This is a genomic window from Pseudomonas sp. CFBP13508 (assembly GCF_005233515.1).
Classification (GTDB): domain Bacteria; phylum Pseudomonadota; class Gammaproteobacteria; order Pseudomonadales; family Pseudomonadaceae; genus Aquipseudomonas; species Aquipseudomonas mercuritolerans.
Genome location: NZ_QFZZ01000010.1, coordinates 163,407 through 182,714 on the forward strand (window position 1 = coordinate 163,407; position 19,308 = coordinate 182,714).

Sequence of the window (19,308 nt, forward strand, 5' to 3'; positions counted from 1 at the left end):
TTCGACCATTTGGAACAGGAGCTTTTCATGACCCAGCTGCGCCGCGTCGCGATCATCGGCGGTAACCGCATTCCCTTCGCCCGCTCCAACGGGCCGTACGCCACCGCCAGCAATCAGGCGATGCTCACCGCCGCGCTGGAAGGCCTGATCGAACGCTACAACCTGCATGGCCAGCGCATCGGCGAAGTGGTGGCGGGCGCGGTGCTTAAATTGTCACGGGATATGAACCTGACCCGCGAATGCGTGCTCGGCTCGCGCCTGTCTCCAGCGACGCCGGCCTATGACATTCAGCAAGCCTGCGGCACTGGTCTGGAAGCGGCGTTGCTGGTGGCCAACAAAATCGCCCTCGGCCAGATCGACTGCGGGATTGCCGGCGGCGTCGACACCACTTCCGACGCGCCGATCAGCGTCAGCGAAGGCCTGCGCAGGATTCTTCTACAGGCCAACCGCGCCAAGAGCACCGGCGACAAGCTGAAAACCCTTTTGCAGTTGCGCCCCCGGCATCTGATTCCCGAATTCCCGCGCAACGGCGAGCCACGCACTGGCCTGTCCATGGGCGAGCACTGTGAGCTGATGGCGCAGACCTGGAATATCCCCCGCGAAGAACAGGATCAACTGGCCCTCGAAAGCCACCACAAACTCGCTGCTTCCTACAGCGAAGGCTGGTACAACGATCTGATGACGCCGTTTCTTGGCCTGACCCGCGACAACAATCTGCGCCCGGACCTGACCTTGGAAAAACTCGCCACGCTGAAACCGGCCTTCGAGAAAAGCGCCAAGGGCACGCTGACGGCCGGCAATTCCACGCCGCTCACCGATGGCGCTTCGGTGGTGTTGCTGGGAAGTGAGGAATGGGCCAAAGCGCGCGGCTTGCCGATCCTCGCTTATCTGCGCGACGGCGAGGCGGCGGCGGTGGATTTCGTCAACGGTGCCGAGGGCCTGCTGATGGCGCCGGTGTACGCCGTGCCACGCTTGCTGGCGCGCAACGGCCTGACCTTGCAGGATTTTGATTACTACGAAATCCACGAAGCGTTCGCCGCGCAGGTCTTGTGCACGCTCAAGGCCTGGGAAGATCCGGAATATTGCAAAACCCGCTTGGGGCTCGACGCGCCGCTGGGTTCGATTGATCGCAGTCGGCTCAATGTGAAAGGCAGTTCGCTGGCGGCGGGGCACCCGTTTGCTGCGACGGGCGGGCGGATTGTCGCGAATCTGGCCAAGCTGCTGGATGCGGCGGGCAAGGGGCGAGGGTTGATTTCGATCTGTGCAGCGGGCGGGCAGGGTGTCACCGCGATCATTGAACGCTGAAAAAGCCCCTCAGCCTAACCCTCTCCCAAAGGGAGAGGGGACTGATTGGGGGATGCTTGAAATCGACGCCGACCTGAGCGCCCTTCACCGAATCCAAAGCAGCGATTCAAACCAGAAGCGCTGCGGTCTCTCAGGTCGATGTATTACGGGAGACACCGCAGTCGGCCCCCTCTCCCTCTGGGAGAGGGCTGGGGTGAGGGCAACAGAAGTTCACCGACCATGTCAGATTCTGTCGCAAATGCCCTTGCCGGCCGATACCAATCAATGCCACGGTCTCGGCTATGATTCGCCCGGGTCGCTGCGATTGATCCGGCACAGTGTGTGCATCCTCAAGGTTCACAGGTCGGCAACCCCTCCCCGTCGGGCGAGGATTGCCGTATAACGAGTGACATTCGCGTGTTTGGTAATAAAGGACCCACAATAAAAGCTGATGAAGACTCCAAAACGCATTGAACCCCTGATCGAGGACGGTCTGGTCGACGAAGTGCTGCGCCCACTGATGAGTGGCAAAGAGGCAGCTGTTTATGTAGTGCGCTGCGGCAATCAGTTACGTTGCGCCAAGGTCTACAAGGAGGCGAATAAACGCAGTTTCCGCCAGGCAGCCGAGTATCAGGAAGGCCGCAAGGTTCGTAACAGCCGTCAGGCGCGGGCCATGGCGAAGGGGTCCAAGTTCGGTCGCAAAGAGACCGAAGACGCCTGGCAGAACGCTGAAGTGGCGGCGCTTTTCCGTCTGGCCGGCGCCGGTGTGCGAGTGCCCAAACCCTATGACTTCCTCGACGGCGTGCTGTTGATGGAGCTGGTGGCCGACGAATTCGGCGACGCCGCGCCACGGCTGAACGACGTGGTACTAGAGCCGGATCAGGCGCGCGAATATCACGCGTTCCTGATTTCGCAGATCGTGCTGATGTTGTGTACCGGTCTGGTGCACGGTGACCTCTCCGAGTTCAACGTGCTGCTGACCCCGACCGGCCCGGTCATCATCGACCTGCCCCAGGCAGTCGACGCTGCGGGTAACAACCACGCGTTCAGCATGCTCGAGCGTGACGTTGGCAACATGGCTTCGTACTTCGGCCGTTTCGCGCCGGAATTGAAGAAGACCAAATATGCCAAGGAAATGTGGGCGTTGTACGAAGCCGGCACCTTGCACCCGAACAGTGTGCTGACCGGCGAGTTCGACGATCCGGAGGACCTGGCCGATGTTGGCGGGGTGCTGCGCGAAATCGAAGCGGCGCGCCTCGACGAGGAACGCAAGCAAGCCATTCGCGCGGCGGACGACGCGCCGAAAGGCAAACCCGAAGAGCCGCCTCCACCGCCGTGGATGCAGTGATCGCGTGATGAAAAACCCGGCTCCGGCCGGGTTTTTTGTTTGAGTCAAAAAGCACCCTCACCCCAGCCCTCTCCCGGAGGGAGAGGGGGCCGACCGAGGTGTCTTTAGCCATACATCGACCTGAAAAAACCGAGTCGATCATGGATTCAAAGAAAAACGTTCAGGTCGGTGTATTTCCCATATATCCCCCAATCGGTCCCTCTCCCGGAGGGAGAGGGGGCCGACCGAGGTGTCTTTAGCCATACATCGACCTGAAAAAACCGAGTCGATTATGGATTCAAAGAAAAACGTTCAGGTCGGTGTATCTCCCAAATATCCCCCAATCAGTCCCCTCTCCCTTTGGGAGAGGGCTAGGGTGAGGGGGCTTTCGGATCCTGGCTTATTCGCGTCTACTGTCCAGCGCTCCAACCACACTCAAGGACTGAATGTGATCACCCCACGCAACACCCACCTGATCGTAACCGCCCGGCTGATCTCCGATTTCGGCGCCTTCCTCAACATGGTCGCGCTGGCCACCTACGTCTACCTGCTGAGCAACAGCGCCATGAGCGTCGGCATTTTCCTTGCCAGCCGTGTCGGTGGCGGAATCTTCGCCAGTCTGATCGGCACACGCTTCTACCGGCGCTGGCAGGGCCGCGCGTCGCTGATTGCTTTCGATCTGTTGCGCGCTGCACTGCTGGCGCTGCTGTTGATCACACCGGCGAGTCAGCAGGCATGGCTGTTGCCCTTCATTGCCTTCGGCCTCGGCTTGGGCAATTCGATGTTCGCCATCGGCCTCAACAGCCAATTGCCGCGCTTGATCGCGCCGGCGCAGTTGCTCAAGGCCAATGCCTGGATCACCTCAGCCTCTTCAGCCGCCATGGTCGGCGGCAGTCTGGTGTCGGGGTTGCTGGTGGCTGCTTTCGGTTTTGAAACGGTCTTCGCCCTCAACGCGCTGACCTATCTGCTCGCGGCGCTGCTGATCATGCCGCTGTGTTTCGAAAAAACCGATGTCAGCGAACAGCCGGAGCGTGGTGAATGGTTTGCGCTGCGGCAGGGCCTGCGTTCGGCGCCTGTGGTCGCGGCCATGCTTGCGGTGACCATGGCCGATACCTTGGGCAGCGCCGCGCACAACGTCGGCTTCCCGATCATTTCGAAACTGCTGACGCCCGAGGCCGCAAGCACCACGCTGGGCTTGGCGCTTGCGGTATGGGCCAGCGGCAAACTGCTCGGCGCGCGCATCGCCAGTCACCTCAAGGGCTCGGAGAACAGCCACCTCGAAAGACGATTTTTCTGCGGCGTGGCGCTGATGTCCTGCGGGTTCATTCTGATGTTCCAGCAGCACAGTCTCGTGGGCCTGCTGCTGTTCGCCTTGCCGGCGGGGCTCGGCGATGGCGTGTCCGAAGTCAGCCTGATGTCCCGTTTGCAACGGGAACCTGCGGCTTTGCGCCTGCCGATTTTCAGCGTGCTGACCTTGCTGCAGATGACCGGATTCGGCATCGGCATGCTGGTCGCCGCGCCGTTCTACGCGTGGTGGACGCCGGGGGCCGTGGTCATGCTGTTCCACGGCATTCCCCTCGGCACCCTGTGCGTGGTGACGCTGTTGCGGATCAGGCGCGGGCGGGTTGCGCGCAGCAGCCCGACGCCAGCTCCTTGAGGATCGGGCAATCCGGGCGGTGATCACCGCTGCAGTGCTCGACCAGATCCTGCAGGGTGTCACGCAGCTCGCCGAGCTCGCGGATCTTCTGATTCAGCTCATCGATGTGCTGGCGCGCCAGTGCTTTCACATCGGCGCTGGCACGCTGGCGATCCTGCCAGAGGGTCAGCAGCTTGCCGACCTCCTCCAAAGAAAAGCCCAAGTCCCGCGAGCGCTTGATGAACGCCAGCGTGTGCAGGTCATCGCTGCCATACACGCGATAGCCGCTGTCGGTGCGATTGGCTGCTTTGAGCAGGCCAATCGACTCGTAATAGCGAATCATTTTTGCGCTCAGGCCACTTTGTCGGGCCGCTTGGCCGATGTTCATCGGTGTTCCTCCAGGTCCTTGGGTTTCCAGGTTTTCAACAGTAACGCATTGCTCACCACGCTGACGCTCGACAGCGCCATCGCCGCGCCGGCCAGCACCGGATTGAGGAAGCCGAACACCGCCAGCGGAATGCCGATCAGGTTGTAGACAAAGGCCCAGAACAGGTTCTGGCGAATCTTCGCGTAGGTCTTGCGGCTGATCTCCAGCGCTGCCGGCACCAGTCGCGGATCGCCGCGCATCAAGGTGATACCGGCCGCATGCATGGCGACGTCGGTGCCGCCGCCCATGGCGATGCCGATGTCGGCGGCGGCGAGGGCCGGGGCGTCGTTGATGCCATCGCCGACCATGGCGACCACGCCGTTTTTCTTCAGCTCGGCGACAGTCGCGGCTTTGTCGGCGGGCAGCACTTCGGCGTGGACATTTTGGATGCCCAGAGCCTCGGCCACCACCCGTGCGCTGCCGCGATTGTCGCCGGTCAGCAGGTGGCTCTGGATATCCCGCGCGGCGAGTTGTTGCACCGCTTGCAGAGCGCCGGGTTTCAGCGTGTCACCGAAGGCGAACAGGCCCAGCACCTTCGGCTGAGGACTTTGTTCAATCAGCCACGACAGTGTCCGACCTTCGCGTTCCCACGCTTCGGCGGATGTGCTCAATTCACCGCCACTCAAGGCGCTTTCGTCGAGCATCCGCCGATTGCCCAGCGCCAGGCGCCGGCCATCCAGCGTGCCGGCGATGCCGCGTCCGGTCAGCGCCTGGCTGTCGCTGACGTCGGGCACGTTCAAACCGCGTTCGGCGGCTGCATCCAGCACTGCTTTGGCCAAAGGATGCTCGCTGCCGCGCTGCAACGCACCGGCCAAGGTCAGCAGATTATTTTCGTCACCATCGACCGCGCTGAAGTGCGCGATACGCGGCGTCCCCGAGGTCAGCGTGCCGGTCTTGTCGAATACCACCGTGCTGACTTCGTGGGCACGCTCCAGCGCCTCGGCGTCCTTGATCAGAATGCCGTGGCGCGCCGCTACGCCGGTGCCGGCCATGATCGCCGTCGGAGTGGCGAGGCCGAGGGCGCACGGGCAGGCGATCACCAGCACGGCGACGGCATTGATCACCGCAGTTTCCAGCGGTGCGCCGTACAACAACCAGCCAATCAGCGTGGCCAGGGCGATCAGCAACACGGTCGGCACGAAGATCTGGCTGACCTTGTCTACCAGTTTCTGGATCGGCGCTTTCGCCGCTTGCGCGTCCTCGACCAGACGAATGATCCGCGCCAGCACGGTTTCCGCGCCGAGCGCCTGGGTGCGCACCAGCAAACGACCTTCGCCGTTGATCGCGCCGCCGGTGACCTTGTCGCCCGGTTGTTTCGGCACTGGCAGGCTTTCGCCGCTGATCAGCGCTTCGTCGGCGTGGCTCTGGCCTTCGACGACTTCGCCATCCACCGGGAAGCGTTCGCCGGGTTTGACCAGCACCAGATCGTCGAGGCGCAGGGCGCTGATCGCAACGTCTTGCTCACGCCCGTCGATAACTTGAATCGCCCGCTCCGGCCGCAACGCTTCGAGAGCGCGAATGGCGCTGGCGGTCTGGCGTTTGGCGCGGCTTTCGAGATATTTGCCGAGCAACACCAAAGCGATGACCACCGCCGAGGCCTCGAAATACAGATGCGGCATGCGTCCGGCGGCGCTGGCCCATTCATAGATACTCAGGCCATAACCGGCGCTGGTGCCGAGGGCGACGAGCAGGTCCATGTTGCCGGCGCCGGCGCGCACGGCTTTCCACGCCGCCACATAAAAGCGTGCGCCGAAGATGAATTGCACGGGGGTGGCGAGGGCGAATTGCACCCAGGCCGGGAGCATCCAGTGAATGCCGAACGGCTGCAGCAACATAGGCAACACCAGCGGAAGAGCGAGGGCGATCGCGCAGATCAATGCCCAGCGCTCACGGTGCAGGCGTTTTTGCTGGTCATCGGACTGTGGCCGTTCAGCTTGCCAGACGCTGGCCGAGTAACCGGCCTTGCTCACCGCGGCGAGCAGGGTTTGCGTATCGACCTGGCCGAGCAATTCGAGGTGCGCACGTTCATTGGCCAGATTGACGCTGACGCTGCTCACGCTTGGGACTTTGCTCAGGGCGCGTTCGACGCGACCGACGCAGGACGCGCAGGTCATGCCGTCGATGCTCAATTCGACGGTTTGCCGGGGCACGCTGTAACCGGCGCGCTCCACGGCTTGCATCAGCGCCGGCAGGCTGTCGCCGGGTGCCTGCACCCGGGCCTGTTCGGTGGCGAGGTTGACGCTGACGGCACTGGCGCCGCTGACCTTGCGCAGCGCCCGCTCGACACGCCCGGCGCAACTGGCGCAGGTCATGCCGGCAATCGGCAGATCGAAAGTGGTGGATTCGGACATCGGTCGCGCTCCCTGTAGTGGATGTCTACAGGATCAACCTTGCCATGCGGGCAAGGTCAAGCACCATTCTTGTGGGAGCGAGCCTGCTCGCGAATGCGGTGCATCATTCAGCAATCATGTTGGCTGACCCGGCGCTTTCGCGAGCAGGCTCGCTCCCACAGGTCGAGGCGGTTGCTCAATAACCCAGGCCTGCAGGTTTCAGGTACACGCCTTCGGCATTCATCGCCAGGCGGAACTTCAGCACATCACCGGCATGCAGCACGACTTCCTGCGAGCCCGGTGCGAGCATGCCTGGATTGCAACCCGGCGCCTGGCCCGGCAGCAGTTTCAAGCGCAGCGAAACCTTGCCCGGCGGCAGGTTGAACGACGTGCTCTGTTCCTGGAACAGGCGCGCCGAGAGCTGGTCCTGGATGTACACGCCGATTTCGCACGAGGTCGCCACTTCAAGGCGCTCGCGGGAAATGATCAGAACCGCGTAATCCTCGCCGGCGGCTTGCACCTGCGGGACGGCGGCGAAAAGGCTGAGCAAGCCAAACAGGCTCAAAGCTGACCAGCGCATGGCTGAACCTCCTGAATTCGAGTCATTGATGCACGCAGCTTGGCCGAGCACGGCGCCGAATGCCAGCCCGGCAGTTTTTCGCAGAACTTGACCTTGCCATCGTGGCAAGCTCGAGACTGCCGACAACCTCACTCAAAGGAGTCTTCCCATGCAAGTGTTCAACGTTCAAGGCATGTCCTGCGGTCATTGCGTCAAAACCATCACCACTGCGGTGCAGGCCCTGGATCCGGCTGCCAGTGTGCGCGTCGATCTGGCTGCCAGGGAAGTCGGCGTCGAAAGCGCGCTGAGTGCCGACCAGGTGATCGAAGCGATTCGCGAAGAGGGTTATGAGGTGAAGCTCGTCTGAAATTGATCGTTAGCGAGCTATCGGAATGTTCAAGGCGTCCGGGCGCGGCTAGACTGTCGGGCTGCGACTTGCCCACCTGGATGCCTGATGAACTTCCGCACGATTTTGATACTCGGCGCCTTGAGCGCCTTCGGTCCTTTGGCGATCGACTTCTATTTGCCTGCCTTTCCGGCCATGGCGCTGGCGTTCGGCACCGATGAGCAGCATGTCCAGCTGACGCTGGCGGCGTATTTCCTCGGTCTGTCCCTGGGCCAATTGGCTTACGGGCCGATTTCCGATCGTTTCGGCCGGCGGCTTCCGCTGCTCAGCGGCGTTGCTCTGTTCACCCTGGCGTCACTAGCCTGCGCCTACGCGCCAAGTCTGGAATGGTTGATCGGCGCGCGCTTCGTCCAGGCACTCGGTGGTTGTGCGGGCATGGTGATTTCCCGTGCGGTGGTTGCCGACAAGTGCGACGCGGTGGGCTCGGCGAAGGTGTTTTCGCAACTGATGCTGGTGATGGGCCTGGCGCCGATTCTGGCGCCGATGCTCGGTGGTCTGCTGGTCAACACCACGGGTTGGCAGTCGATCTTTCTGGTGCTCACCGGATTCAGTGCGGCGGCGGGTCTGGCGGTGGCATTGGGGCTGCCGGAAAGCATGCCGGCCCACGTGCCGCGTCAGCCGTTGTCCGGTGCATTGCGCCAGTACGGGCGACTGGTCAAGGATTCGGTCTACCTCGGCCACGCCCTGACCGGCGGCATCGCCATCGCCGGCATGTTCGCTTACATCGCCGGTTCACCGTTTGTGTTCATCAAGCTCTACGGTGTACCCGCCGAGCACTTCGGCTGGCTGTTCGGCACCAACGCGGCGGGCTTCATTCTGGTGGCGCAGGTCAATGCGCGTCTGCTGGCCAAGCGTGGTCCGGCATTTTTGCTGGTGCGCGCGGTGTGGGTGTACTTCCTCGCCGGGCTGACGTTGCTGGCGGTGAGCGCGATGCGTCCAGAGGCATTGTGGCCGTTGCTGATTCCGCTGTTCATCTGCATTGCCAGCCTCGGCTGCATCATTCCCAACGCCTCGGCTTGCGCAATGAACGGTCAGGGCGCCCGCGCCGGCAGTGCGTCGGCGATGCTCGGTTGCCTGCAATTCAGCATCGCCGCCGGTGCCGCCGCGTTGGTGGGGGTGTTGCACGATGGCAGCGCCGTGCCGATGGCCATGGTCATCAGCCTGTGTGGTTTGCTGGTGGTGAGCGTCGCGCTGCTCACCCGGCGCTTGCAGAATGCCCGGGCGCTGGCGCAAGCCCAGGTCTGAACGCTCGACTTTGGAACTCAGCCGGCGGCGCGCTGCTGGCTGGGTTCGGGGATCCGGTGGGGCGCGCAGAGTCGCGCTTCGAGGGTGCGAGTGAAGGCCAGAGCCTCGGCTTCACTGCGAAAGGTCACGACGTGCTGGTCCAGGCGCACCTGCCATTGAGACTTTGCCACTTCTTTTATCAGGATCTTCATTGCTGACCTCCCTTGCGTAAAAGATGTATCGCAGAGGCTTCGATTGTAGACCTCGATACCCGCGCAATTGTGACAAGGGTCAAGCAACCGACTGACGGCAAAAAGCCCCGCAACCGCTCTGGCATCATGAGCGTTTGCGAGGCTTTATTTTTTTAGAAACCTTCTAAAACAATTTTCCCCTTGGCCTTGCCGCTTTCCAGCAGCTCATGGGCACGGCGCAAGTTGGCCGCGTTGATCGCGCCGAAGTGCTCGCCCAAAGTCGTTTTCAAAGTGCCGGCGTCAATCAGCTCGGCGACGCGGTTGAGCAGCTTGTGCTGTTCAATCATGTCCGGCGTTTCGAACAGCGAGCGGGTGTACATGAACTCCCAATGCAGCGACAGGCTCTTGCGCTTGAGCAGGCTGATGTCGAGGGACTTCGGATCGTCGATCAGCGCCAGCTTGCCTTGCGGTGCGAGGGCTTCGACCAGTTGCGCCAGATGCTGGTCGGTCTGGGTCAGGCTGGCGACGTGGGTCACGCTGTCGATGCCGGCGCGCTTCAATTCTTCGCTCAGTGGCTGGCTGTGATCGATGACCAGATCGGCACCGAGTTCACTGACCCAGTCACGGGTTTGTGGGCGCGAAGCGGTGCCGATCACTTTCAGACCGGTCAACTGTTTGGCCAATTGGGTCAGGATCGAGCCCACGCCGCCCGCCGCACCAACGATCAGCAGGCTCTGGCCTTGATCATTGCTGCCCTCGCTGATTTGCAGGCGCTCGAAGAGCAATTCCCACGCAGTGATCGCGGTCAGCGGCAGCGCAGCGGCTTCGGCAAAACCGAGGGACTTGGGCATGTGGCCGACGATGCGCTCATCGACCACGTGCAACTCGCTGTTGCCACCGGCCCGGGCAATCGAACCGGCGTAGAACACCTTGTCGCCCGCCTTGAACAGGGTGACGTCGCTGCCGACCGCCTTGACCACACCGGCAACGTCCCAGCCCAGCACTTTCGCCGCGCCGTTTTCCGGCGCCACGTTCTGCCGCACTTTGGTGTCGACCGGGTTGACCGAGATGGCTTTGACTTCCACCAAGAGGTCGCGCGGGCCGGCGACCGGTTCTGGCAGTTCAATGTCTTGCAGGGACTTGGCGTCGCTGATCGGCAGGGACGCGTAATAGGCAATGGCTTTCATAAGTGGCTCCGTACAGTTGATAGAAGGAGTAATCAGGCAATCGCGCCGAGACGCTTGAGCTGGAAGTGTTCGATGGTGTGGCCGGCGCTGGCCTGAAACTTCTGAAAATGCGCGCTGGCGTTGTGCGCCTCAAGAATCTCGTCACTGGCCCACTGTTCGATGACATAAAAAACCTGTGGATCGGCAAGGTCGCGGTGCAGGTCGTACTGGCCACAACCCGGCTCGGCGCGGCTCGGTTCGACAAGGGCACGCAGCGCCTGTTCGAGAACGTCCTGCTGGCCGGGCTTGGCGGTCAGAGTAGCAATAGCGGTAAAGGGCTGTGACATGCGCGGACTCCAGAGAATCGGGATGAATTTGTCGGAGGCCATCATTGGCTATTTCTCTGCGCGATAAAACCGGCTAAAAGAGCAGTCTCTTTCAATATTTTTTTGATAATCGAGACTGCGCATGCTGCGTTTTGATGATTTGCAGTTGTTTGTCCGCGCGGCGGATCTGGGCAGCCTGTCGGCGGCGGCACGGGTGATGGACATGTCCGCGGCGGTGGCCAGCGCGGCCTTGAAGCGCATCGAGCAGCAACTCGGTGCGCGGCTGCTGGCGCGGTCGACCCGCAGCCTGCGCCTCACCGCCGAGGGCGAAGGCTTCCTTGAATATGCCCGCGCCGCCCTGAGCAATCTCGACGAAGGCCGTCGACTGCTCGCCAGCGGTCAGGATCAGGTCAGCGGGATTTTGCAGCTTTCGGCGCCCTCGGACTTCGGCCGCAATCTGCTGCTGCCGTGGCTCGACGCGTTCCAGCGTGAACACCCGAAACTGACGGTGCGCCTGCTGCTTGGCGACCGCATCGCCGACCTGTTCCGGCAGCCGGTGGACATCGCCCTGCGCTATGGCGAGCCGGAGGATTCCAGCCTGATCGCCTTGCCCATCGCACCGCACAATCGCCGCGTGTTGTGCGCATCTCCCGACTATCTGGCCCGGCATGGCGAGCCGCGCCAGCTCGAACAACTGGCCCAGCACAACTGCCTTTTGTACATGCTCGGCAGCCGCGTCCACGACCACTGGAGTTTTCACGATGGCAAGCGCGAAGTCGGCCTGACCGTGAGTGGCGACCGCTTCAGCGATGACGCCGACGTAGTACGGCTATGGGCGTTGGCCGGTGCCGGCATTGCCTACAAATCCTGGCTGGACGTCGGCACCGATGTGCTCGCCGGGCGCCTCAAAGTGCTGATGCCGGAACTGCTGTGTGAGCGCGCACCGCTGAATCTGTTGTGCGCCCATCGCGCACAATTGAGTAAGCCGGTGAACCTGCTGAGGGAGATGCTCGCCAGTCGTTGCGCCGAATTGAGTAGTCAATTTCCCGCTTTTCTCAAAGTCGATCATTAGTCGCAGGCAAATAGAGAAATTTCTGTCAGGAACAATCGCCACCTGCGCAGGCCCAGGCGCAGGACGTCTGGCTTAACCCGCTTATACTAGCGCCCGCCTCATGCCTGCACTGACACCCGGCGCGCAGACCCCGTAACGCGTCGCCGGCTTTTGGTGACGGTTGCAACTTCTGCTGCCAGGTTGTGTGCCGGAGCAGCTGGTGTCGGTGGCATCCCTTGCTCCGATCCAGGGCGATATTCGCGTGTTGGCCGATGCCCTATAAGCGGCCAAGATGTCTCCGAGCGGTAGACGATACGATTCAACAGGGAGTGAACATATGGAACATGCACCGTGCATCAGCCAGATCGCGACATTGCTGGCCGACCCCAAGCGCAGCGCGATGATGTGGGCGTTGATGGATGGCTCGGCGCGGCAAGCCGAAGAGCTGGCGCTGCTGGCCGGACTGTCGCCGTCGTCGGCCAGTGCGCATCTGGGGCGATTGTCCGCAGGGGGGCTGTTGAACGTCGAAATGCGTGGGCGCAAACGCTTCTTTCGCCTGGCAGCGCCGGAAATCGGCGCGGCGATCGAAGCTTTGGCCAGCGCCACCATTGCCAGCGCGCCACGGCAAGTGCCCGCTGCGCTGAAACGCACCACGCCGATGGTCAGGCCGCAGGCGGCGCCGTCTTCGCTGTTGCGCGCGCGGTTCTGCGACGACCATCTGGGCGGCACCCTGGCGGCCGACCTGTATCAGCGCCTGCTCGATGCCGGCTGGATCGAACAGCTTGAGCAGCGGGTGGTGGTGACGCACAAAGGCTCCACCCAACTGGCGCAGCGCGGTGTGTTCATCCAGGCCCTGGCCCACCGCAACGTGCAGGTCGCCTGCGCCTGCCCGGACTGGAGCGAGCGTCGTCCGCACATGGGCGGCTCACTGGGTGCGGCGCTGTTGCAGTTGTTCATGCAGTCCGGCTGGCTGACCTTGCCCAACGATTCCCGCGCCTTGCAGTTGACCGCCACCGGTCAGCGCGAAATCCATCGCTTTGCCAAGGAAACCGAGCTGGAAACAGCATTCTAGAGCGCTGCTCTGCAATGAGCTGGCGGGCAGCGTCGCGCACGACTGTGAACAGGTCGCATCCAGTACGACCTCCGAATGACCATCACGCACACTCGATCCGGGGAATTTTTCGGATGGGGGAGCGCAACATGAATACACAACACTTCAGTGCGGCTGAGCGCCTGGAACGGCTGCCGCTCAGTGGTTATCACCGCGTCATTTTCATCATCATTGCGCTGGCGTTTTTCTTCGATTCCATGGATCTGGCGATGATGACTTTCCTGCTCGGCTCGATCAAAGCCGAGTTCGGCCTGAGCAGTGCGCAAGCCGGCCTGCTCGCCAGCTCAAGCTTTTTCGGCATGGTGCTGGGGGCGTCGTTGTCAGGGATGCTCGCCGACCGCTTCGGGCGCAAACCGGTGTTTCAGTGGAGCATCGTGTTGTGGGGCGTGGCCAGTTACCTCTGTTCGACAGCGCAGACGGTGGAGACATTGACGCTGTTCCGCATCCTGCTGGGGATCGGCATGGGCATGGAGTTTCCCATCGCACAGTCGATGCTGTCGGAATTGATTCCGGCGCAACGACGCGGGCGCTACATCGCCCTGATGGACGGCTTCTGGCCGCTGGGTTTTGTCGCGGCGGGCGTGCTCTCGTACTTCCTGCTGCCGCTGATTGGCTGGCGCGATATCTTCCTGGTACTGGCGGTGCCTGCGGTATTTGTCCTGGCGATCCGCTTTTTCATCCCTGAGTCACCGCGATGGCTGGAACAGGCCGGGCGCGACGCCGACGCGGACAAAGTGTTGAACGGCATTGAAGCGCGGGTGCGTGCTTCGCTGGGCGGTGCAGCCTTGCCGGAACCGGTTCGTTTGCCACGCACGGTGACGCCACCGGGCAATTTCTTCTCGGCACTCAAGCAGATCTGGTCGCCGCAATATCGCCAGCGCACGACGATGATCTGGAGTCTGTGGTTCTTCGCATTGCTGGGTTTCTACGGGCTGACTTCCTGGCTCAGCGCATTGCTGCAGCAGTCGGGTTTCGCCGTGACGCAATCGGTGTATTACACGGTGCTGATCTCGCTCGGCGGGATTCCCGGCTTCCTCATGGCGGCATGGCTGGTCGAGCGTTGGGGGCGTAAACCGGTGTGCATCGTCACCCTGCTCGGCGGCGGGGTGATGGCGTTTCTGTATGGGCAGAGTGCGGTATTCGGCGGCAACGTGGCGCTGCTGATCGGCACCGGATTGTTGATGCAGTTCTTTCTGTTCGGCATGTGGGCAGTGCTCTACACCTACACGCCGGAGCTGTATCCGACTTCAGCACGGGCAACCGGCTCGGGATTCGCCTCAGCCATCGGCCGCGTCGGCTCACTGCTCGGGCCATTGGTGACCGGGCTGGTGTTCCCGATTACCGGGCAGGGCGGAGTGTTCGCGCTGGGCGCGGCTTGCTTCGCGATTGCGGCGGGCGTGGTGTGGCTGTTCGGGATGGAGACGCGGGGCAAGACCCTTGAGGAGCTTACTGAAACCGAAGTCACAGGCTAACGCTGACCAAAACTGTGGGAGCGAGCTTGCTCGCGAAAGCGGTGTATCAAACAACATCTGCGTTGGATGACACACCGTATTCGCGAGCAAGCTCGCTCCCACATTGGGTTATGCAGGTGATGCGGTGTTGCTTACGGTTTCACCAACCGCGCATCCAGGCTGTTCTGCGCCAGGCGCTTGGCCTGATCCTGGGTCATGCCCAGATGCTCGTGCAGCGCATGGAAGTTCTCGGTCACGTACCCGCCGAAATACGCCGGGTCATCGGAGTTCACCGTGACCTTCACGCCGCGCTCGAGCATGTCGAGGATGTTGTGCTGCGACATGTGATCGAACACGCAGAGCTTGGTGTTCGACAGCGGGCACACGGTCAGCGGAATCTGCTCGTCGATGATCCGCTGCATCAGGCGCTCGTCTTCGATGGCGCGCACGCCATGGTCGATGCGCTGGATTTTCAGCAGGTCGATGGCTTCCCAGATGTACTCCGGCGGGCCTTCTTCACCGGCGTGGGCGACGGTGAGGAAGCCTTCGTCGCGGGCGCGATCGAAGACACGTTTGAACTTGCTCGGCGGATGGCCCATCTCGGAACTGTCGAGCCCGACCGCGACAAACGCATCACGGAACGGCAGCGCCTGATCGAGGGTTTTCTGCGCTTCGTCTTCGCTGAGGTGGCGCAGGAAGCTGAGGATCAAACCGCTGCTGATGCCCAGTTGCGTCTCGCCATCCTTGAGGGCGGCGGCGATGCCGTTGAGCACCACTTCGAACGGGATGCCCCGGTCGGTGTGAGTCTGCGGATCGAAGAACGGTTCGGTATGAATCACGTTCTGTGCTTTGCAGCGCAGCAGGTAGGCCCAGGTCAGGTCGTAGAAATCCTGCGAGGTGCGCAGCACATCGGCGCCCTGGTAATACAGGTCGAGAAATTCCTGCAGATTGTTGAAGGCGTAGGCCTTGCGCAGGGTTTCGACGTCGCTCCACGGCAGGGCGATCTTGTTGCGTTCGGCCAGGGCGAACAGCAGTTCAGGCTCCAGCGAACCTTCCAGATGCAGGTGCAGTTCGGCTTTGGGCAGGGCGTTGAGCCAGTCGTACATAGTCTTTTCTCATCAGGTGCAATGCCGGCATTCTACAGAGGCTGGCCGCAACAATTGGCAAAACCTGACCAGGTGATCGATCAAACCGCCTCTTGCTCGCGACGATAGGCATAGGTATCGGCGAAGCGCGACAGCAGGAATTGCGCACAGGTGGTGGTCGGATATTTCGCCGGGTGCTGTGCATCCTGGCAACCGGGCAGGCATTCGATGCGCGTGTCCGGGTGCGGTTCGGCGAAGAACGGCATCGAATAGCGATCCACACCCAGCGGGCTGATCACCCGGTGCGGCGTCGAGCGATAACGGTCGTTGCTCCAGCGCGCCATCATGTCGCCTAGGTTGACCACGAACGTGCCGTCAATCGGTGGCGCGTCGATCCATTCACCATTGACGTTCTTCACCTGCAAACCGCCGGCGCTGTCCTGATAGAGCAGGGTGATGCAGCCGTAATCGGTATGGGCCCCGGCACCTTGTTGCTCGGCGGAGCTGGCGGTGTGACGCGGCGGATAATGGATCATGCGCAACACGCTGACCGGGTCGACAAAGCGCGAATCGAAGAAGTCGCGCTCGATGCCCAGCGCAATGGTCATCGCCCGCAACAGGGTTTGCGCCAGCGCCTGCATGTCGAGGTAATGCTGCTCCATCAGGGCTTCCCAGCCGGGTTGCGCCGGATGCCGATTGGGGCCGCGCAAGGGTTTTTCCGCGAGCACCTCGGGATGCTCGTTCGGCAGGTGCAGGCCCATGTCGAAGGTTTCTTTCAGATCGCTGGGTTTGTCCGGGTCCAACTGCTCGGTGGCAATCGCACCGTAGCCACGATGGTGGCGGGTCTGGGTAATATCGATTTTGAGCTTTTCTGCGGCGGGCAAGGCGAAGAAGCGCTGGGCGTGATCGAGCAGATCGTCGATGCGCTGCGCCGAGATCGGATGGCCCTTGATGTAGAAAAACCCCCATTCGCGACAGGCTTGGTCGATTTGTTCGGCCACCGCAGGCCAGGCGTTTTCGTCGTCGCCATAGAGCGGGCTGATGTCGATGATCGGAAGCTGATCCATACACAATCCTTGAATACGCTGTGTTTCCAATGTGGGAGCGAGCCTGCTCGCGAAGAGGGAGTGTCAGACAACATTTTTGTTTAATGACACACCGCTTTCGCGAGCAGGCTCGCTCCCACAGGGTTCTGTGTGGTGAATCGGGGGACTACTTCGGCATCTCGGCCTTCATGCCCTCAACGTAATAATTCATCGAAGCCAGTTCCGCATTGGTCGCGCTCACGCCCGCGGGGATTTTTTCCACACCGGCCTGATCCTTGATCGGCCCGGTAAACGGCTGCAATGCGCCGCTCTTGATGTCGGCGATCAACTGCTCGGCTTCGGCTTTCACCGGCGCCGGCACCAGGTCGCTGATCGGCAGTTCCACCGTGCCTTCCTTCAAACCACCCCAGTAGTCCTGGGATTTCCATGTGTGGTCGATCACGCTCTGCGTCGCCTGAATGTAATGCGGCGCCCAGTCGTTAACGATAGAGGTCAGCACCGCTTTGGGGCCGAAGTGGGCCATGTCCGAGGCATAGCCCACGGCATACACGCCGCGCCGTTCGGCAGCCTGGATTGGCGCCGGGCTGTCGGTGTGCTGGAACACCACGTCGACGCCCTGATCGATCAGCGCGTTGGCGGCATCGGCTTCCTTGCCCGGATCGAACCAGGAGTTGACCCACACCACTTTGATTTCGGTGCCAGGGTTGTACTTGTTCAAGGCCAACTGGATGGCGTTGATGTCGCGGATCACTTCCGGAATCGGGAACGAGGCGACGTAGCCGATCTTCTTGGTCTTGGTCATCTTCGCCGCGAGGAAACCGCCGACGTAACGGCCCTCGTAAGTGCGCGCCAGGTAGGTGCCGAGGTTCTTGTCCTGCTTGTAGCCGGTGGCGTGTTCGAAAGTGACCTTGGGGAATTGCTTGGCGACTTTCACTGTCGGGTTCATGTAGCCGAAAGACGTGGTGAAGATCAGGTCATATTTGTCCTTGGCCATGTTGCGGATCACCCGCTCGGCGTCGGCGCCCTCGGCGACGTTTTCCACGTAGTTGGTGGTGATCTGCGTGCCGAGTTTTTCCGCCAGGGCCTTGCGCCCCTGTTCGTGCTGATACGTCCAGCCGTGGTCACCGATCGGGCCGATGTAGACGAAACCGACCTTCAGCGGATCGGCAGCGCTGGCGCTCAGGCTGATTCCCAGACCGATGGCGGCGTACAGCAGTTTGTGCAGCGGACGTATTGGCATGAACCCGAACTCCATTTTGTTGTGTGTGCTCAGGGCCAATGCAAATTGCTGACCAACAGGACAACAAACACATTTGAAAACGCGGCGCGGCCTTCGCGAGCAGGCTCGCTCCCACAGGGACGCATTTCAATGTGGGAGCGAGCCTGCTCGCGAAGAGGCCGGCAAGGCCAATAAAAGTGCATGCCTGAATCCAGCTGCCATCGCGTGGTGCGCAAAGATGTAACGAAACGTTAGCGCCGCGCGGCAGTCAGTAGCTTCATCAGCTCTTTTCGGCAAAAGGCCCGTCATGCTCTCGATCCTCAAACAAGAAAGCTTCCTGCTGCTGGCAGTCCTTGCCGCGTGCGTCGCTTATCCACTGGAACATTGGATGCTGCACAGCGGCCAGATCGTCGCGCTGGGCGGCGGCCTGCTGCTGATCGCCTTTATCGTCGCCGCTTCGATGCGCGTCGCTCATCACGCCGAACTGCTCGCGGAAAAGGTCGGCGACCCCTATGGCACGATGATCCTCACGCTCTCGGCGGTGCTGGTCGAAGTGGTGATCCTGGCGATCATGATGAGCAACGAGGCCTCGGCGACGCTGGTGCGCGACACGATCTATTCAGCGGTCATGCTCGACATCAACGGCATCCTCGGCCTCGCCGCTTTGATGGGCGGGATCAAACACGGCGAGCAGTCCTACAACGACGATTCGGCGCGCAGCTACAGCGTGATGATCCTCACTGCGATGGGCGTGTCGATGGTGGTCCCGGAGTTCATTCCCGAGGCCAACTGGAAGATGTATTCGGCGTTCACCATTGGCGCGATGATGGTGCTCTACGCGCTGTTCCTGCGCATGCAGGTCGGCCCGCACAGTTACTTTTTCAGCTACAGCTATCCGGACAAACGGCGCAAGAAGGAGCCGGTCGAGCAGGAGCCGAAGCCGGTAAGCCTGGCGCTGTCGATCGGCATTCTGGTGTCGGGGGTAGTGATCATCGGCGCACTGGCCGAGGTGATGTCCAAGACTCTCGATCTGGGCCTGGAAGGCACGGGCGCGCCGCCGGTGATCACGGCGATTCTGGTGGCAGCGATTTCCGCCGCGCCGGAGATTCTCACCGCACTGCGTGCGGCACTGGCCAATCGCATGCAGTCGGTGGTCAACATTGCGATGGGCGCGTCACTGTCGACGGTGATTCTGACCGTACCGGTGATGGAAGCGATGGCGCTGTACACCGGCCAGCCGTTTCAAATGGCGATGACCCCAGTGCAAACGGTGATGATCTTCATCACCCTGATCGTCAGCGCGATCAACCTCAATGACGGCGAGACCAACGCCATTGAGGGGATGACGCACTTTGTACTGTTTGCCACGTTCATCATGCTGTCGCTACTGGGCCTTTAGGGCTGACAGATACCCATGTGGGAGCGAGCCTGCTCGCGAAAACGGTGTGTCATCCAACAAACATGTTGTC

At 61.7% G+C, this 19,308-nt stretch carries 18 protein-coding genes; 9 read left to right on the forward strand and 9 right to left on the reverse strand.

Going from position 1 to position 19,308, the window contains the following annotated elements:
• Positions 1–27: 27 nt before the first annotated feature.
• The 3 genes from PspCFBP13508_RS24265 to PspCFBP13508_RS24275 all read left to right on the forward strand — a co-directional run bounded on the left by PspCFBP13508_RS24265 (position 28) and on the right by PspCFBP13508_RS24275 (position 4,268).
• Positions 28–1,305 carry an acetyl-CoA C-acetyltransferase gene (locus tag PspCFBP13508_RS24265; protein WP_137215913.1) on the forward strand — a complete coding sequence of 426 codons (1,278 nt, stop codon included), beginning with the start codon at positions 28–30 and terminating at the stop codon, positions 1,303–1,305.
• A gap of 430 nt (positions 1,306–1,735) precedes the next feature.
• The gene (locus tag PspCFBP13508_RS24270) at positions 1,736–2,632 is read left to right on the forward strand and encodes a PA4780 family RIO1-like protein kinase (protein ID WP_016771829.1); all 897 of its coding nucleotides are present in this window, start codon (positions 1,736–1,738) and stop codon (positions 2,630–2,632) included.
• Between the two features lie 427 nt (positions 2,633–3,059).
• Positions 3,060–4,268 (forward strand): MFS transporter, encoded by a 1,209-nt coding sequence (locus tag PspCFBP13508_RS24275; RefSeq protein WP_137215914.1) that lies wholly within the window; start codon positions 3,060–3,062, stop codon positions 4,266–4,268.
• Here the strand turns inward: PspCFBP13508_RS24275 and cueR are convergent.
• The 3 genes from cueR to PspCFBP13508_RS24290 all read right to left on the reverse strand — a co-directional run bounded on the left by cueR (position 4,222) and on the right by PspCFBP13508_RS24290 (position 7,584).
• Positions 4,222–4,635: a Cu(I)-responsive transcriptional regulator gene (gene cueR, locus PspCFBP13508_RS24280; protein ID WP_016771827.1), complete on the reverse strand. Its 414-nt coding sequence runs from the start codon at positions 4,633–4,635 to the stop codon at positions 4,222–4,224. The genes PspCFBP13508_RS24275 and cueR overlap by 47 nt on opposite strands.
• Entirely contained in the window at positions 4,632–7,025 is a 2,394-nt protein-coding gene (gene cueA, locus PspCFBP13508_RS24285) for a copper resistance metal-translocating P1-type ATPase CueA (protein WP_137215915.1), read from the reverse strand. The genes cueR and cueA overlap by 4 nt, the downstream gene beginning before the upstream one ends.
• Positions 7,026–7,200: 175 nt before the next feature.
• A complete protein-coding gene (locus PspCFBP13508_RS24290; RefSeq protein WP_125917565.1) occupies positions 7,201–7,584 on the reverse strand; it encodes a hypothetical protein in 384 nt (127 codons plus the stop codon).
• Between the two features lie 148 nt (positions 7,585–7,732).
• Here PspCFBP13508_RS24290 and PspCFBP13508_RS24295 point away from each other — a divergent pair, with 148 nt between their 5' ends.
• The gene (locus PspCFBP13508_RS24295) at positions 7,733–7,930 is read left to right on the forward strand and encodes a cation transporter (protein WP_137215916.1); all 198 of its coding nucleotides are present in this window, start codon (positions 7,733–7,735) and stop codon (positions 7,928–7,930) included.
• An 87-nt stretch (positions 7,931–8,017) separates the two neighbouring features.
• Complete coding sequence (locus PspCFBP13508_RS24300) at positions 8,018–9,214, forward strand: multidrug effflux MFS transporter (RefSeq protein WP_130912907.1); 1,197 nt, start codon at positions 8,018–8,020, stop codon at positions 9,212–9,214.
• Between the two features lie 17 nt (positions 9,215–9,231).
• Here the strand turns inward: PspCFBP13508_RS24300 and PspCFBP13508_RS27470 are convergent, their stop codons facing one another.
• From PspCFBP13508_RS27470 to PspCFBP13508_RS24310, 3 genes are all read right to left on the reverse strand, one after another.
• A complete protein-coding gene (locus PspCFBP13508_RS27470; RefSeq protein WP_016771823.1) occupies positions 9,232–9,405 on the reverse strand; it encodes a hypothetical protein in 174 nt (57 codons plus the stop codon).
• Positions 9,406–9,557: 152 nt separating this feature from the next.
• Positions 9,558–10,571 (reverse strand): zinc-binding alcohol dehydrogenase family protein, encoded by a 1,014-nt coding sequence (locus PspCFBP13508_RS24305; RefSeq protein ID WP_137215917.1) that lies wholly within the window; start codon positions 10,569–10,571, stop codon positions 9,558–9,560.
• Positions 10,572–10,603: 32 nt separating this feature from the next.
• Positions 10,604–10,897, reverse strand: a complete 294-nt coding sequence (locus PspCFBP13508_RS24310; RefSeq protein ID WP_130912905.1) for a putative quinol monooxygenase — start codon at positions 10,895–10,897, stop codon at positions 10,604–10,606.
• Positions 10,898–11,018: 121 nt separating this feature from the next.
• Between PspCFBP13508_RS24310 and PspCFBP13508_RS24315 the strand changes: the two genes are divergently transcribed.
• From PspCFBP13508_RS24315 to PspCFBP13508_RS24325, 3 genes are all read left to right on the forward strand, one after another.
• On the forward strand, positions 11,019–11,948 hold the full coding sequence (locus PspCFBP13508_RS24315; RefSeq protein WP_137215918.1) for a LysR family transcriptional regulator: 930 nt from the start codon (positions 11,019–11,021) through the stop codon (positions 11,946–11,948).
• A 316-nt stretch (positions 11,949–12,264) separates the two neighbouring features.
• Entirely contained in the window at positions 12,265–12,999 is a 735-nt protein-coding gene (locus PspCFBP13508_RS24320) for a helix-turn-helix transcriptional regulator (RefSeq protein WP_137215919.1), read from the forward strand.
• A gap of 128 nt (positions 13,000–13,127) precedes the next feature.
• The gene (locus PspCFBP13508_RS24325; protein ID WP_137215920.1) at positions 13,128–14,510 is read left to right on the forward strand and encodes an MFS transporter; all 1,383 of its coding nucleotides are present in this window, start codon (positions 13,128–13,130) and stop codon (positions 14,508–14,510) included.
• 131 nt (positions 14,511–14,641) lie between these two features.
• On the opposite strand, the gene PspCFBP13508_RS24330 is transcribed toward PspCFBP13508_RS24325, so the two are convergent.
• The 3 genes from PspCFBP13508_RS24330 to PspCFBP13508_RS24340 form a co-directional block, all read right to left on the reverse strand.
• Complete coding sequence (locus tag PspCFBP13508_RS24330; protein ID WP_024011466.1) at positions 14,642–15,595, reverse strand: adenosine deaminase; 954 nt, start codon at positions 15,593–15,595, stop codon at positions 14,642–14,644.
• An 80-nt stretch (positions 15,596–15,675) separates the two neighbouring features.
• Positions 15,676–16,641, reverse strand: coding sequence for a 2-oxoglutarate and iron-dependent oxygenase domain-containing protein (locus PspCFBP13508_RS24335; RefSeq protein ID WP_137215921.1), 966 nt, complete (start codon positions 16,639–16,641; stop codon positions 15,676–15,678).
• A gap of 145 nt (positions 16,642–16,786) precedes the next feature.
• A complete protein-coding gene (locus PspCFBP13508_RS24340; RefSeq protein ID WP_016771815.1) occupies positions 16,787–17,860 on the reverse strand; it encodes a BMP family ABC transporter substrate-binding protein in 1,074 nt (357 codons plus the stop codon).
• Between the two features lie 286 nt (positions 17,861–18,146).
• On the opposite strand from PspCFBP13508_RS24340, the gene PspCFBP13508_RS24345 reads away from it, so the two are divergent.
• On the forward strand, positions 18,147–19,238 hold the full coding sequence (locus PspCFBP13508_RS24345; protein WP_130912899.1) for a calcium:proton antiporter: 1,092 nt from the start codon (positions 18,147–18,149) through the stop codon (positions 19,236–19,238).
• Positions 19,239–19,308 lie beyond the last annotated feature (70 nt).